Consider the following 15,145-nt stretch of genomic DNA (forward strand, 5'->3'; position numbering starts at 1 on the left):
CAAACTTGAAACTCTTGGCGCAAACCTTACTGAGCAGACGCCTGCGCCATTGGATCAGCGCTCGCTGCGTAAAGCCCATCCTTATCGTAGATATCATCACGGAAATGAACCATACCGTCGCTCAGCGCCCAAGCTGTGACATAAGACATATGCAGCGGCACACGGCTCTTCATCTTCACATCTGTACGCTCACCAGAGTTGATGGCTGCATCCACACGGCTGCGTGTCCAGTCTGGTGTTGTTGAGCCCAGCAACCACGTCACCAGCTCACGCACGTTCTGTACACGCACACAGCCGGAAGAATGGAAACGATAGCCTTCGCCGAACAAAGACTGCTCTGGCGTGTCATGCAGGTAAACCTGATGCGTGTTGTTGAAGTTGATACGGATGCTGCCCATGGAGTTGCCTTCACCCGGGTCCTGAGTGAAGCGATACTGGGTCGCTTCATCCGTGGTCCAGTCAATCTCCTGCCACTGCTTCTCTTTTCCATACCAGTCATAGATATGGATGTTGTTCTTCGCCAGATACTGCGGATCCTTCTGCATTTTCGGAATTAGATCTTTCCGGATAATGCTGACAGGAACAGTCCAGTACGGGTTGAAGTTCACTTCATAGATCGCAGAGCTGAGGATCGGAGACTGCCGATCTTGCTTGCCAACAACAGCAGTGTGACGGGAACGAACACGGCCATTCTCAACAACCTCAATACGAGCCGCCGGAATGTTCACGTTTACATAGGTGTCAGTCACGTTTTCAGCCAAAGCAGAAACACGCTCCAGATTAGTACGCAGCTGCTGCAAGCGCACCTCAACAGGAACATTCATCGCAATCACAGTTGCCCGACCCACAACACCGTCTGGTGTCAGGCCATGGCGTAACTGAAAGCGGCGAACAGCTGAATCAACGTAACTGTCAAAAACTTCAGAAACACCCGCCTGCTGCGCCATGTCACCTGAAACAATCAGGCGCTGTCGCAAAGCTGCAATCGCTGGTGCGCGCATACCAATGCGCAAAACTTTCTTAGTGGAGACCTCAGGCCAACCGCCGTTGAGAGCGATACGCTCGTAATCGAGAATCGCATCGATCATGTATTGGGTGGTCTGCTTGGAGATAATCGGTGCAACAAAGTCGATCTGCTCCAGAGATGAAACGCCTTCATCAAAGGTGTCTTCCCATTCCGTGCCCTGACCAACGATAGGCTGAGTAGGAACAACCGACGCTGGCTGACTGACGGCTTGCTGAATGTTGCCGCTGTAGGAAAGCAGGTCTGGAACCTTCACCTGTGCCTGTGCCTGTGCAGACATCATACCTGCAGAAAGGCCCGTACTCACAACGAGAGCCAGAGCAAACTTGCTGCGGTTTAAAAGAGGTGCCAACACGAAATAGTTCTCCTAGCAATCAGTCATTCTGTAAGATTCCATGTAACTTGGTAAACAGAGACTTAACATGGCAAATCTACATGGCATTATCTTAGCAAACTCGCAAGACTTCAGCCAAAAATCGGGGAGGAACATCTGTTGGTGAATTAAAGAAAGTGATCGTTCCCCTGAACAAATCAGAGTTGACAGTTTCTAAATTTCCAAAGCCAACAGCACTTTTTCAGCCCGAAAAGTGAGAGCGTGTATTCCCCACTCAATGTGACCGTTTAATGGCTAATTACCCTAAGTGGGAAAAAGGTGGTCACGCAGCGAGTGTTGGTTTGCACCTAGTGCAAGAAAGCAACAATCAGCCCAACTTACTCACAGAGGCCTTATCCGGAGCTGATCCGCCATCCACACAACCCTGGCAAACGCAGCACCCCAAACCACCCTCCTGAAAACGCAAAAACACCGCTTCCGGTGCAAGGAAGCGGTGTTTTTTCGAAAGCCCTGATATCGCCGAAAATTACAGACGATAAAGGATTTGATCTGTCCAGAAGCGTTCCAGACGACGCAGGGACCGGTTCAGCTCTTCAAAGTTCTCGGTTGAGAGCTCACCAACCTGCTCAACAGAAAGAATATGACGACTGTAAAGGTCATCAACAATCTGAGCAATCTCGCGTCCTTTTTCCGTCAGGCTCACACGCACAGAGCGGCGATCCATCTGGGAACGTTCGTGATTGATGTATCCGGTTTCAACGAGTTTCTTCAGATTATAAGAAACGTTGGAACCAAGATAATAACCGCGAGTACGAAGCTCGCCTGCAGTCAGCTCGGCGTCGCCGATGTTGAAGAGAAGCAGCGCCTGAACGCTGTTCACATCAGAACGACCCATCCGGTCAAACTCATCTTTAATGACGTCAAGAAGACGACGATGCAAACGCTCGATGAGCGTCAGTGCCTCGAGGTATGCAGGCTTCAGCCCTACCGTTTCTTCTTCTTGCGCCAAGACCTCAACGGCCCTGTTTGTATTGATCATCTGGTTGCGCCTCATGTCCATATTTTTCGTGCGTTCGTATTTTTATCAGCACTTGAAGCAAATTTACGCGACCGCTTCTAAGAACCGCTTAAGAGACACGATGAATTATTTCTTAATCACTAGCAAGCGTGTAGACCTTTCCGTTAACCCTCTGTTTACCCTGACTTCCGAAGCAAGTGGATGATGCCGGAGAAGTCGACGTTTTCCCCGCCATTGTTACAGTATTCCTCATAAAGCCGAGCCGCCTTCTCACCCATTGGTGTGTTAGCTCCGCTCGAATCTGCCGCCTCTTCCGCCAGTAGCAAGTCTTTCAGCATCATTGGCGCTGCAAAGCCGGGCTTATATTCATTGTTGGCTGGCGACGTCGGAACCGGTCCGGGAATCGGGCAGTAGGAGGTCAAAGACCAACACTGACCGGAGGACTTGGAGGAGATGTCGTAAAGCTTCTGTGGGTCCAGACCCAACTTCTCAGCCAAAACAAACGCCTCGCAGGTACCAATCATCGAAATACCAAGCAACATGTTGTTACAGATCTTTGCTGCCTGCCCAGCGCCAGCATCACCGGCATGAACAATCGAGGCTCCCATAATATCCAGGAGCGGCTTAGCCCGTTCAAATGCAGAATCAGGCCCACCAACCATAAAGGTCAATGTGCCGTTCGCAGCACCCACAATACCACCGGAAACCGGAGCATCGACCATGCCCATGCCAGCTTCGCTTGCTGCTTTTGCAACATCGCGGCTACTGTGCACATCAATAGTCGAGCTATCAATAAACAGCGTGCCCTTTGGTGCATGCGCAAGAATTCCATCTTTGCCCGTATACACGGCACGAACATGTTTCCCTGCTGGCAGCATGGTAACAACAGCCTGAACGTCGCGAACCGCTTCAACTGCTGACGAAGCAACTTGCCCGCCCGCAGCCTGAAACGCAGTACGCGCCTCTTCAGAAAGATCTACACCGACGACTTCATGTCCGGCTTTGACAAGATTTGCAGCCATAGGGCCGCCCATATTGCCAAGACCAATAAAAGCAACGCGAAGAACAGTTTCTCCCATTGCATCCTCCCGAAAATCGCCGTCCGTCAGGATTTTGAACATTTAGAACTTGCCCCAAGCTGATCACTTAGGGTTCGCTCAGATCAATTTGACGTGAACGGCAGTTTGCAAAACAGTAAATTTCAATGAGTTACAGACCAAACTGAACTTTGGTCGATCAGGCCCGTTCCTCTCGCTCTGCAAGGTAAAGCAGAACGAGATAAAGGGCGATTGCACTGATGTAGAATACGACCTCAGTCGGACTACGACCAAAGACCATGGGAAACACGGAATACATCACCACTTGAGCCAGTGAGCGGAACAGCCACATCACTGTTCCCCAGCTGGAAAGCAGCCACAGACCGATGGCAGTCACCAGATCGAGAATAGCGAAAAAGATAATGGTAGACTGCACTTGTACGCCGACGCTCTCAAACGGAGCACCGTCAATCAGGCGCACCCCAAGTATTGCGCCCCAGTAGCTTAGGCCTGCAAACAGCATAAAGACGGCAAGCAGCCTGACATACGCATGCAGCAAAAACTGAAAGGAGGGAACCCTCTTCATCAGCTCTACAAAAACGCCAGGCATACCTAAAGCTCCACCTTACAAATCTGCCTCAATCACGGCAGTAAGCCCCTCGCCCCGTTAAAATACGAGGTCACCCCCCTTCGGTGACATAAAATGGGCCTCAACATCAACTGTTTTTATTTCATCGAGGCTTGAATGCTGCCATTTAGGGGCGTGATCCTTATCGATAATCACAGCTCGTACACCCTCATAGAAATCCTTGCCCAGCAGAATCTGCGAAACAATCCGATGCTCCATGACCATACACTCAGCCATGGAAAGCCCCGCACCGCGCCGCACCTGCTGAAAAGCAACTTCCATGCTGAGCGGTGAGCGCTTACCAATCGTTTCAAGAGCAGCAACTGCAAAGTCATCATGCTCCGAGCCCTGCAGCTTGCGCAGACGGTCCACAACTTCCAGCGTGCTCTCAGCGCCAAAGCACTCATCCACCACATCCGCTTTGGCATGTAGCGGCGCAGGCCCCGGATCAAACGCATAACGCGCCAGCACAGGCTCTACGTCCTGAGCCTCACACAGCGCCTCTGCCAACGCAGCCATATCCTCAGATTTCACCGCATGGGTCAAAATGCCGGTCCAGTAGCAATCCGCTTGCCTCAACCGCTCCCCGGTCATTGCACAGTACATGCCCGTGTTCTGAGGCATCTTCGGTAAGAAGTGACTGCCGCCCACATCCGGAAAGAAACCAATCGCCGTCTCAGGCATGGCAAACATCGTCTTCTCACTGCCAACACGATACGCACCATGCACAGAGATACCAACACCACCGCCCATCACAATACCATCAAGCAGTGCAATCAAAGGCTTAGCGTAGCTTTCCATGTAAGTATTGAGGCGATACTCATCTGCAAAGAACGGCAGGCTCACATCAATTTTCTCAGGACCGTTTTCGGCAACCTGACGAATATCTCCACCCGCGCAAAAGGCCTTTTCACTGTTGCTCTTAATGAGAACATGATGGACTGCATCATCAATCAGCCAGCGCTCCAGCTGCCGGTGCATAGCAACGCACATCTCATGTGTCAGCGCATTCAGCGCCTTGGGGCGATTGAGAATGATAAGACCAGCATGGCCCTTCTCTTCAAAAAGAACATCAGTAGTTTCGGACAAGACTTCCCCCGCATATTCCTGTTGCACAGCGTACCTATTCATTTTGCTAAAATTATCTGGCGTATTTCTGAAAACAGGACACTGGTTTCCGGTTAAAGATACGCAACACAAAAGCTAAAGCAGCTCACTCAGCCCCTCCTAAGAAGAACCGCTTCAGCAACTCAAGCTTTCATCAGTTCACGCGCCACGATGACGCGCATAATCTCGTTGGTCCCTTCCAGAATCTGGTGCACCCGCAAGTCGCGCAAATGACGCTCCAGCGGATAATCCTTCAGATACCCGTAACCACCATGGATCTGCAGCGCTTCATTGACCACCTTGAAGCCCGTATCCGTCGCAAGGCGCTTGGCCATCGCCGCCATCTTGGTCGCCTGAGGATCTTTCCGGTCCAGCAGAGCCGCCGCTTTGTGCAGCAACAAACGCGCCGCTTCCAGCTCAGTCGCCATATCTGCAACCTTGAACTGCAGCGCCTGAAACTGAGCCAGCGAACGCCCGAACTGCTTGCGCTCATCCATATACTGCAAAGCCCGCTCCAGACAGAATTGCGCCCCACCAAGTGAACAGGCCCCAATGTTCAGGCGCCCACCATCAAGCCCGGCCATGGCAATCGAAAAGCCTTGTCCCTCTGCGCCAACCAGGTTCTCAACTGGAACACGGCAGTCTTCAAAGATCACCTGCGCCGTCGGCTGGCTGCACCATCCAAGCTTATGCTCGTTGGCCCCAAAGGACAGACCCGGCGCATCCTTCTCAACAACGATACAAGATATCCCCTTCGGCCCATCCTCACCGGTTCGCACCATGCAGACATATACATCCGATACACCGCCGCCAGAGATGAAGGATTTTGAGCCGTTGATCACATAATGATCACCATCCCGCACAGCCTTTGTGCGCAGAGACGCCGCATCAGACCCGGCCCCCGGCTCAGTCAGGCAATAACTCGCCACCTTCTCCATGCTGCAAAGATCAGGGAGAAATCTCTGCCGCACCTCATCAGACCCAAACCGGTCCACCATACCAGCGGCCATATTATGGATGGACAAAAACGCAGAAGTGGAAACACATCCTTTGGAGAGCTCTTCAAAGATCAGCGCACCATCAAGACGCCCCAACTGCGAGCCACCCACATCTTCACGCACATACAGCCCGCCCAGACCCAGCGCAGCAGCTTTGCGAAGCACATCCAGCGGGAAATGAGATTTCGCATCCCACTCAGCTGCAAAGGGCGCCATCTCCTCCTGCGCAAATCCGGCTGCCATATCCACAAAGGCACGTTGATCTTCGTTCAGTTCAAATTCCATGGAATCCGTCCTCCCGGCAAGCGGCCTCCCACAACCACCAGCCCCAATATTAATGTAATTGCGTCAATCGGTAGACCCACACCAAAACTGCGTCAATTCTCGGAAAGACCAAGATAAGACCAATTGCTCAGTCAAAACAGCGTCCCGTACACAGCAACGTTCCAAAAACGCAAAGCTTTCAAACCAACGCAACAAATCGCACAAAGCTATTTTCCGCGAGTGATTCCCCGCTTGTTCCCCTCGCACCTCCGATTAGCTGAGAGGATAAGTCTGTCGTCCACCGAATTAATTGCTCTGAAAGCGAAAACCTTCCCGCGATTCTAAAGAACCTCTGGAACACAAAAAGAATTTGAGTTTCATCAAGCAAACTCCCCGTGCTATCTGACATCAAATGCCCTAGTAGTTTTGAGTAAACCGACGCTCTCAGAGCTAAAGACGCCACACAACAAGTCATTCAGGTGAGTTACCATGCCGTTTGCCAATGAATCGCATTCTTCCGTAGACATGAACCAGATTTTGAACGGCCGCCGAATGCGTCGCAATCGTCACAGCGATTGGTCCCGTCGTTTGATCCGCGAAAACACAATCACCACAGACGATCTGATCTGGCCAATCTTCCTGATTGATGGCGAAAAGAAAACCGAACCAGTCACCTCCATGCCAGGCGTTGAGCGCTATTCTGTCGATATGGCAGTGCGCGCCGCTGAGCAGGCCGCAGAACTTGGCATTCCGGTTATGGCACTGTTTCCAAACACTGACCCTGACTTGCGCGATGAAATGGGCACCGAAGCGCTGAACGACAGCAACCTGACCTGCCGCGCACTGCAAGCCATCAAGGCAGAAGGCTTCCCCGTTGGCCTGATGACAGACGTTGCGCTGGATCCTTACACCTCTCACGGCCACGACGGCCTGATGGCAGGCGACAAGATCATCAATGACGAAACCGTAGATCAGCTCTGTCGTCAGGCGCTTATACAGGCAGAAGCTGGCTCCGACATCATCGCCCCTTCTGACATGATGGATGGTCGCATCGGTGCAATCCGCTATGCACTGGACAATAACAACTTCGAAAACCTGCAGATCATGGCCTACTCAGCAAAGTACGCCTCTGCCTTCTATGGTCCGTTCCGCGACGCTGTTGGCTCCAACTCTAACCTGAAGGGTGACAAACGCACCTACCAGATGGACCCGGCCAACACAGATGAAGCGCTGAAAGAAGCTGAGCTGGATCTGGATGAAGGCGCAGACATGATCATGGTGAAGCCGGGAATGCCTTACCTTGATATTCTCCGCCGCATCAAAGACGCCTTCCTTGCACCAACCTACGCCTATCAGGTCTCCGGCGAATACTCCATGATCTGCGCAGCAGCGCAAAACGGCTGGATGGACAAGGACAAGGCCATGCTGGAAAGCCTGATGGCGTTTAAGCGTGCCGGTGCAGATGGTGTCTTAACCTACTTTGCACCTGAACTTGCGAAAAAGCTAAACGGCAAATAAAGCCCGTAAAACAAGACACCTGCGAGAACAAAACATGCCAAAGGTGGCCTCACCTCTTCTCACCCTTTCAAAGATTGAAGAGGCTGCAAACAACATCAAGGGCGCGGTGATATCAACACCGCTCCTGCCTGCCGCTCAACTGGATGCCATCACTGGCGCCACTGTTTTCGTCAAATACGAAAACATGCAGGCCACCAACGCTTTCAAAGAACGCGGCGCCCTGAACAAGCTGCTGCACCTGACAGAAGAAGAAAAGAGCCGCGGCGTGATTGCCATGTCCGCCGGCAACCACGCACAAGCTGTGGCTCTTCATGCACAACGCCTTGGCATCCCTGCACTCATCGTCATGCCCAACGGCACGCCTTATGTGAAAGTTGAAGCAACCAAAGCCTATGGCGCAAAAGTCGTCCTCGCTGGTGAAACTGTCGACGATGCCAAGCAAGAAGCCGACCGCCTTTCTGAAGAACACGGCTATATCTGGGTGCACCCGTTTGATGATCTGGAAGTCATCGCAGGACAAGGCACAATCGCTCTTGAAATGCTGAAGGACCAGCCAGATCTGGACATGCTGATCGTTCCAGTTGGCGGCGGTGGCATGATCTCTGGCATCGCAGTTGCAGCCAAAGCAATCAAGCCGGATATCGAGATCATCGGCGTGGAGAGTGAGCTCTACCCGTCCATGTATGCCGCTCTGCGCAACCAGCCAATGGAATGTGGCGGCAACTCTCTGGCAGAAGGCATCGCGGTTAAAGTACCCGGCACATATACCCAACAACTGGCTAAGCAATACGTCGATGACATTCTACTTGTCAGCGAAAGCCAGATCGAAGAAGCCATCAATATCTTCCTCACCCGCCTGAAAACAGTGGCTGAAGGTGCTGGTGCTGCTGGCCTTGCCGCCATGTGCGCCCACCCAGAGCGATTTAAAGGCAAAAAAGTTGGACTTGTCCTCTGCGGAGGCAACATCAATCCACGTCTGCTGGCATCCATCGCCCTGCGCCAGCTTGTGCGCCTTGGCAACATTATACATATCCGCTGTAACATCCCGGATCGCCCTGGCATCCTTGGCGAAATCTCGACAACGATCGGTCAGTTGGGCGGCAACATTCTGGAAGTGTCTCACCATCGCCTCTTCCTCGACGTTTCCGTTAAAGGCGCAACGTTGGACGTGGCCATTGAGACCCGCGACAACCAGCATGCGAAGGAAATTATCGCCGCACTAGAAGCCGGAGATATCCACGTCTCCCACCTGTCTTCCGGCGAGATGCGCTTCTAGGGATATCCCCACTCGCTAACTGCAATTGAAATCAGCATCTGCGCCGAACACCGCGTTCGCGCAGACGCTCGCATGACAAGTCGCGCAAAATTATCCTCTCTTTGCCGGATTCTACAAAAATAGTTTGCTACCCCCGCTTGAAACTTGAAAATAGCACACCCAATTCTACTGAGAGACGCTGGGGAATGCCCCAGCACAGTTGAACCTGACAGAGGCAGAAATGAGCCAAGAAGTGAGCGCGCACCCGAACATCTATTATGATCCCTATCTTAATCCTCAGCTGTTTGACGGTGTGCGGAAAAAACGGATCTTTGCGTGCATCATCGATATTATCGCGATCACCGTTCTTTCCGGCATCGCTTACTTTGTCGTCGGCTTCCTCGGCATCCTGACACTCGGCCTTGCATGGCTGTTATTCCCTGCAATCTGGCCACTTGTTGCCCTAGCCTACACTGCGTTTTCACTGGGTGGGTTTAACTCGGCAACACCAGGTATGCGTGCGTTTGGCTTGGAAATGCGCCTTAGCAACGGCGGCCGTCCCTATCCGCTCTATGCAGCAATCCACGTCCTGCTCTTTTATTTCTCAGTAACAATACTCAGCCCTTTTGTCCTCATAGTCTCATTGTTTAGTGACCAAAAGCGCCTGCTCCATGATATCGTGCTTGGTGCCGTTATTATGAATTCCCCGGTGGATAGTCTGCATCGATAACAAACCAATGATGCAACGTGCAGTGACGAACCTGCCTGGACCCTCTAATAACGTGTGAAAGTGTAGCACGAGCGGGGACGCGCATGGAGAACCTGAACATACCGATGATCCTGACCTTTGCGATCATCGGATTCACGATTATCCTTTATGCGCTCGAACGCATCGCCATCGAAATCGTAGCACTGGGCTCTATTGTTGCCCTCATGCTGCTGTTCATGGTTTTCCCCCAGACATTGAATGGAACGCCAATCAGGCCGGAGGACTTTCTCTCCGGCTTTTCCAATCAAGCGCTGATCACAGTGATCTGCTTGCTGATTGTCGGCCAAGGCCTCTTCCAGACAGACGCCCTCGACAAGCCCGCTCAGGCAATCCTGCGCATATCAAAACAGCGCCGCTGGCTGGCAACCGGCCCCCTTCTTCTCACCGTGGGCATCGTCAGCGCATTTTTGAACAACACACCCGTTGTTGTCATCACGCTACCAATTTTGACCACCGTCGCAGCTGCGCATAACACCTCTTCCTCTCGTTTTCTCATGCCCCTCTCGTTCATTACGATCCTGGGCGGCATGACAACGATGATCGGCTCCTCCACCAACCTGCTCGTAGCCAATGTCGCCAACGCAACCGGCGAAGTCCGCATCAACTTCTTCACCTTCACCGCATTTGGCTCCATTCTGGCTGCCGTCGGTGCTGTTTATGTTTTGGTGATTTTGCCGCGTCTGCTCAAGCCTCGCCAGACCATGGCAGAGGAGTTCACTGGCAAGGATGGGCGCCAGTTCATTGCACAGATTCCAATAGTTTACGGTCATCCACTGGTGGGTGAAAAGGCCGTTGCAGGCATGTTCCCAGCGCTTAAGGAAATGACGGTTCGCCTGATCCAGCGCGGCGAACGCCCGCTCCTGCCGCCCTTTGAAGATGTTCAGCTGCAGCCCGGCGATACAGTAATTGTTGCCGCAACTCGTGACACCCTCACCCGCGCTATTAGCCAACGCCACCCACTCCTTCCGGCAGATGCAAACGAGAGCCCGACCAGCGAAGCAGAACACGCCTCTCCATCCGGCACGCTCACTCTTGCAGAAGCAGTTATTGCGCCCGGCTCCCGCCTGATTGGCCGCACGCTCTCCATGACAAGTTTCCACGCCGACACCGGCTGTGTTGTCACCGGATTACAGCGTCGCAGCCGTATGCCACGCATGCCAATGACCGATATCCGTATGGAATCTGGGGATGTTTTGCTGATTGCCGGTAACCGGGAAGAGATCAACCGCCTGCGCGGAAACCGCGATGTTCTGCTCATGGACTGGTCCGCAACCGAATTGCCACAACGACAATATGCCCGTCGCGCATTGGCAATCTTCGTCGCCATGATCACCTTAGCAGTGTCTGGTGTCGTGCCAATTGTGGTGGCATCAATCGCAGCAACCCTCGCCATGATCATGTGCGGTTGCCTCAACATCCGCCAGACACTCCGCACGATCGACAGCCGAATATTCATGCTGATCGGCGCCTCCATTGCCGCCTCCCTCGCTCTGGAAGCGACGGGGGGTGATAATGCCATTGCACAGACATTGCTCAACATTGCTGACGGCAGATCTCCAGCCTTTGTCCTCTCGCTTCTCTTTGCCGTTGTTGCGGTTTTAACCAACTTACTAAGCAACAACGCTACAGCGGTGCTCTTCACGCCCATCGCAATCGAGATGGCACACAGGACAGGCGTGCCCGTAGAACCCTTCATCGTCTGCCTGATTTTTGCAGCAAACTGCTCATTTGCAACACCAATCGGCTATCAGACAAACCTCATTGTAATGGGTCCAGGTCACTACCGTTTCTCAGATTTTCTCTTCGCCGGCACACCTCTTGCCATAATCATATGGTTGACCTTCTCAATTGTCGCTCCTTACTATTATAATCTGTAAGGCGAAAAGAGGATAAATAAGAGAAAGGGACGCTCTAGGTGACACGGCAAGCCTATGATAACCCGCAGTTTTATCTGACTGCCCCTACGGACTGCCCCTACCTGCCAGATCGTAAAGAACGTAAAGTCTTCACGCATCTTGTCGGGCCCAACGCCCCTGCGCTCAATGATGTCCTCACACAAGGCGGCTTCCGCCGCTCGCAAAACATCGCCTATCGCCCAGCCTGCGAAGACTGCCGCGCCTGCGTTTCAATCCGCGTCTGCGCACAAGAGTTTCAATGGACGAAGTCTTTGAAGCGTGTCTGGAAAGACAATCAGGATCTGATCGGAACAGAACTTCCACCCGGCCCATCAACAGAGCAATACGATCTGTTCCATGAATACTTAAGTGCCCGCCACACCAACGGCGGCATGACAGAGATGTCCCCAACCGACTATTCCATGATGGTGGAAGATACACACGTAGAGACAGCCCTCATTGAATACCGGCGCAGAGGCCCAAACTCCTTCATATCCGGCGAAGGCGAAGGACCGCTGATTGGCGTTGCATTAACAGATCGCCTTTGCGACGGCCTGTCCATGGTCTACTCGTTCTTCGACCATAACGAGACCACCAGAAGCCTCGGCACCTATATGATTCTGGAACACATTGCCCGTGCACAGCACCTTGGTCTGCCCTACGTATACTTGGGATACTGGGTTCAGGGTTCTCCAAAAATGACTTACAAAGAACGCTTCAAGCCACAAGAGCACCTTGGTGCACAAGGCTGGGAAAAGCAGAAATGATATCCCCCTCTCAAATCTAGAGGGATTTCAGATAGCCCTGAACGCGCAGGAACACCGACGTAAACTCTTCAGCAGTAATGCGCCGCGTGTTTACGTTGTACTGCGAACAATGGAAGCTGGAAAACATTCTGAGAGAAGGCGTAAGCTGAATTTCGCTAGCATGCGCAAAAGGATAGTCACGAAGCCTCAACTCAAAGGCTTTGAGCAGCTCTTCATGTGCCGTCCGCCCCACAGCCACAACAGCCCTCGTAGCATCACTAACCAACAGAGAATCCAGAAAGAATTCGCGACACATCCGGATCTCAGCAGGCTTAGGCGCATTCTTCGGCGGCATACATTTCACCACATTGGTAATGCGCACATCAATCGGCTCTATCCCAAGTTCAGGCTCCGCCTCATTCTTGTAAGCAGCAAAACCACTCACCGTCAGCGCACCATTCAGCATCTCACCTGAAAAATCACCAAAGAATGGAATACCTGTACGGTTCCCCCCTTTATGCCCAGGCGCCAACCCAACAACAATAAGAGAGGCATCAACCGGACCGAAATCCAGCACTGGCGCATTGTGCCAGTCAGGATGAAGCGCGCGCAACTCCTCCCTATACGCAACAAGCCGGGAACAGAGTGCACACTCTCTCCCCGGCTTCTGCAAACTTTCGATACCGTGACGAACCTTAGTAGTCGTCATCTCCGATCTCATCATCCTCTTCTTCAACACGAGGTGGACGTTCGCTTGGGTCACGTCCAACACGCTGCATCAGCGTAGACAATTCAATGAAGTGATCAGCCTGACGGCGCAGGTCATCAGCAATCATTGGAGGTTGTGTCTGAAGTGTAGAAACAACAGAAACCTTACGGCCACGACGCTGCAGCGCCTCAACCAGAGAACGGAAGTCACCATCACCAGAGAACAGTACAATATGGTCAACATGATCAATCAGCTGCATGGCGTCTACAGCCAGCTCGATGTCCATATTGCCCTTAATTTTGCGACGTCCTGCAGAATCCACGAATTCCTTTACAGGTTTGGTAACAACTTTGTAGCCATTGTAGTCCAGCCAATCGATCAGAGGTCGAATGGAGGAATACTCCTGCTCTTCCACCAACGCTGTGTAATAGTAAGCGCGTAGCAGGTAGCCCTTTGATTGGAATTCTTTCAAGAGACGCTTGTAATCGATATCGAAGCCAATAGCTTTCGCCGTCGAATAAAGGTTCGCTCCATCAATGAATAAAGCAATCTTTTCGCGGGGATCAAACATATTATTTTTAGCCTTTCCGCTGCACAGACGCGTAAGTCAGTAACTTGTTATAAGCAATCACTTTCTGGGCATGCCTGTTTGCTGTCGTGACATGCCTAGAATGTATGCCATTCTAATTGACCCGGTTGCACTCTACGTTAAATCGAATACGCATTCGTTACGGACAAACATAAAACCTTGCCCCTCAGCATATATATTGCATTGGCCTAGTTAATATTGGACCAATGCGGTTCGATTCACCGGCCAGAAACTAAAACAAGATGAATGAAATTTACAGATGTCATCTTGCATAAATTAACAGGAACCCACCAAATATTCCCAGTTTATATTATAGATCCAAGTGAGCTTAGAAACAAACCACCGGATATAGATACTAAAGGTTCCAATAGAAACAAGGTTTCCTTGTTTTTTCGGATCTTGGGTATCCCAAGAATATCCAGGCCCGAAAATGGGTTAATCTCTTATGTTATTTTTTTTCATCTATTCCAATTCCAGTGTACAATTCAGATCTTGAATAGCATTCAGGAGTTGCAGATTTGAAAATTCATTCCCCCAGAAGAAGTAGTAATAAAAAACTAATCCGGCACAGCACTGCACACTAAAACATCTCTTCACAATAGTATTTAAATTAAAATCATGCGCGATAGACCTAAAGCCCCAATTTTTCTATGGCCTAATCTTAAGCAGCAGAAAGATGGAAAAACGCTCCTCTCATAATAAGATGTAAAGGAGTTGCACAAAAAATGCAGAAACGGCCCTTGCCTTGCAACAAGAAGCATTCTATGAGTGGCCTCTGAATTCCCAAATATTATGGAGTGATCGAATGGCACGTGTGACCGTCGAAGATTGCGTCGACAAGGTTGAAAACCGGTTCGAGCTGGTTCTACTTGCCAGCCATCGCGCCCGGATGATTTCAAGTGGTTCTCCACTTACAATCGACCGCGACAATGATAAAAATCCGGTCTGCGCACTTCGCGAGATTGCTGAAGAAACTGTGAGCCCTGAAGATCTTAAAGAAGATCTCATCCACTCACTACAGAAGTTCGTTGAAGTTGATGAACCAGAAGCTGAAACAGCTCCAATGGTTCCAAGTGACCCACAGCAACTTCAGATCAATGCCGTTGATGATTCAGAAGTAGAATTTGACAGCATTACTGAAGAAGACCTGCTCAAGGGGCTTGAAGGCTTGGTGCCGCCGGAACGTTCCGACGACTACTAATCGCCCTCTGCAAGATGTCGGCGTCGGCCGGGCCGGCGCCTCGCATTTTCTGG

Annotated in this window: 14 protein-coding genes; 6 read left to right on the forward strand and 8 right to left on the reverse strand. The window is 51.6% G+C overall.

Translation table 11 applies throughout. The annotated features are described in order from the left end of the window. Positions 1-26: 26 nt before the first annotated feature. The 6 genes from PsAD26_RS18570 to PsAD26_RS18595 all read right to left on the reverse strand — a co-directional run bounded on the left by PsAD26_RS18570 (position 27) and on the right by PsAD26_RS18595 (position 6,431). Positions 27-1,379, reverse strand: a complete 1,353-nt coding sequence (locus PsAD26_RS18570; RefSeq protein WP_063311621.1) for a L,D-transpeptidase family protein — start codon at positions 1,377-1,379, stop codon at positions 27-29. A gap of 505 nt (positions 1,380-1,884) precedes the next feature. Continuing rightward, the gene (locus PsAD26_RS18575; protein WP_057464291.1) at positions 1,885-2,397 is read right to left on the reverse strand and encodes a winged helix DNA-binding protein; all 513 of its coding nucleotides are present in this window, start codon (positions 2,395-2,397) and stop codon (positions 1,885-1,887) included. Positions 2,398-2,552: 155 nt separating this feature from the next. Next, a complete protein-coding gene (gene mmsB / locus PsAD26_RS18580) occupies positions 2,553-3,455 on the reverse strand; it encodes a 3-hydroxyisobutyrate dehydrogenase (protein WP_063311766.1) in 903 nt (300 codons plus the stop codon). A 157-nt stretch (positions 3,456-3,612) separates the two neighbouring features. Next, a complete protein-coding gene (locus PsAD26_RS18585) occupies positions 3,613-4,023 on the reverse strand; it encodes a DUF6163 family protein (RefSeq protein ID WP_057464290.1) in 411 nt (136 codons plus the stop codon). 57 nt (positions 4,024-4,080) lie between these two features. After that, positions 4,081-5,130 carry an enoyl-CoA hydratase/isomerase family protein gene (locus PsAD26_RS18590; protein WP_244278270.1) on the reverse strand — a complete coding sequence of 350 codons (1,050 nt, stop codon included), beginning with the start codon at positions 5,128-5,130 and terminating at the stop codon, positions 4,081-4,083. Positions 5,131-5,291: 161 nt separating this feature from the next. Beyond that, positions 5,292-6,431, reverse strand: coding sequence for an acyl-CoA dehydrogenase family protein (locus PsAD26_RS18595; protein WP_063311622.1), 1,140 nt, complete (start codon positions 6,429-6,431; stop codon positions 5,292-5,294). A 468-nt stretch (positions 6,432-6,899) separates the two neighbouring features. Here PsAD26_RS18595 and hemB point away from each other — a divergent pair, with 468 nt between their 5' ends. The 5 genes from hemB (at position 6,900) to PsAD26_RS18625 (ending at position 12,614) form a co-directional block, all read left to right on the forward strand. Beyond that, positions 6,900-7,928 carry a porphobilinogen synthase gene (gene hemB / locus PsAD26_RS18605; RefSeq protein WP_063311624.1) on the forward strand — a complete coding sequence of 343 codons (1,029 nt, stop codon included), beginning with the start codon at positions 6,900-6,902 and terminating at the stop codon, positions 7,926-7,928. A gap of 34 nt (positions 7,929-7,962) precedes the next feature. Then, a complete protein-coding gene (locus PsAD26_RS18610; RefSeq protein ID WP_063311625.1) occupies positions 7,963-9,204 on the forward strand; it encodes a threonine ammonia-lyase in 1,242 nt (413 codons plus the stop codon). Between the two features lie 199 nt (positions 9,205-9,403). Beyond that, positions 9,404-9,913, forward strand: a complete 510-nt coding sequence (locus PsAD26_RS18615) for an RDD family protein (protein ID WP_063311626.1) — start codon at positions 9,404-9,406, stop codon at positions 9,911-9,913. Between the two features lie 83 nt (positions 9,914-9,996). Next, entirely contained in the window at positions 9,997-11,829 is a 1,833-nt protein-coding gene (locus PsAD26_RS18620; protein ID WP_057464287.1) for an SLC13 family permease, read from the forward strand. Between the two features lie 38 nt (positions 11,830-11,867). Beyond that, positions 11,868-12,614 carry an arginyltransferase gene (locus PsAD26_RS18625; RefSeq protein ID WP_063289211.1) on the forward strand — a complete coding sequence of 249 codons (747 nt, stop codon included), beginning with the start codon at positions 11,868-11,870 and terminating at the stop codon, positions 12,612-12,614. Positions 12,615-12,630: 16 nt separating this feature from the next. Here PsAD26_RS18625 and PsAD26_RS18630 read toward each other — a convergent pair whose 3' ends face one another. Together PsAD26_RS18630 and PsAD26_RS18635 are read right to left on the reverse strand one after the other, a co-directional pair. Further along, positions 12,631-13,302, reverse strand: a complete 672-nt coding sequence (locus PsAD26_RS18630) for a uracil-DNA glycosylase (protein ID WP_208985758.1) — start codon at positions 13,300-13,302, stop codon at positions 12,631-12,633. Continuing rightward, positions 13,289-13,873, reverse strand: a complete 585-nt coding sequence (locus tag PsAD26_RS18635; protein ID WP_057464284.1) for an NYN domain-containing protein — start codon at positions 13,871-13,873, stop codon at positions 13,289-13,291. The genes PsAD26_RS18630 and PsAD26_RS18635 overlap by 14 nt, the downstream gene beginning before the upstream one ends. Before the next feature lie 823 nt (positions 13,874-14,696). Here PsAD26_RS18635 and rpoZ point away from each other — a divergent pair. Further along, complete coding sequence (gene rpoZ / locus PsAD26_RS18645) at positions 14,697-15,092, forward strand: DNA-directed RNA polymerase subunit omega (RefSeq protein WP_057464283.1); 396 nt, start codon at positions 14,697-14,699, stop codon at positions 15,090-15,092. The last annotated feature ends 53 nt before the right edge of the window (positions 15,093-15,145 follow it).

The organism is Pseudovibrio sp. Ad26, from assembly GCF_001623285.1.
In the GTDB taxonomy this organism is placed as follows: domain Bacteria; phylum Pseudomonadota; class Alphaproteobacteria; order Rhizobiales; family Stappiaceae; genus Pseudovibrio; species Pseudovibrio ascidiaceicola.

Coding starts and splice junctions, on each gene's coding strand:
- PsAD26_RS18575 (WP_057464291.1), bottom strand. CDS start 2,397: ATGATCAATACAAACAGGGCCGTTGAGGTCTTGGCGCAAGAAGAAGAA.
- mmsB (WP_063311766.1), bottom strand. CDS start 3,455: ATGGGAGAAACTGTTCTTCGCGTTGCTTTTATTGGTCTTGGCAATATG.
- PsAD26_RS18585 (WP_057464290.1), bottom strand. CDS start 4,023: ATGCCTGGCGTTTTTGTAGAGCTGATGAAGAGGGTTCCCTCCTTTCAG.
- PsAD26_RS18595 (WP_063311622.1), bottom strand. CDS start 6,431: ATGGAATTTGAACTGAACGAAGATCAACGTGCCTTTGTGGATATGGCA.
- hemB (WP_063311624.1), top strand. CDS start 6,900: ATGCCGTTTGCCAATGAATCGCATTCTTCCGTAGACATGAACCAGATT.
- PsAD26_RS18610 (WP_063311625.1), top strand. CDS start 7,963: ATGCCAAAGGTGGCCTCACCTCTTCTCACCCTTTCAAAGATTGAAGAG.
- PsAD26_RS18620 (WP_057464287.1), top strand. CDS start 9,997: ATGGAGAACCTGAACATACCGATGATCCTGACCTTTGCGATCATCGGA.
- PsAD26_RS18630 (WP_208985758.1), bottom strand. CDS start 13,302: ATGACGACTACTAAGGTTCGTCACGGTATCGAAAGTTTGCAGAAGCCG.
- PsAD26_RS18635 (WP_057464284.1), bottom strand. CDS start 13,873: ATGTTTGATCCCCGCGAAAAGATTGCTTTATTCATTGATGGAGCGAAC.
- rpoZ (WP_057464283.1), top strand. CDS start 14,697: ATGGCACGTGTGACCGTCGAAGATTGCGTCGACAAGGTTGAAAACCGG.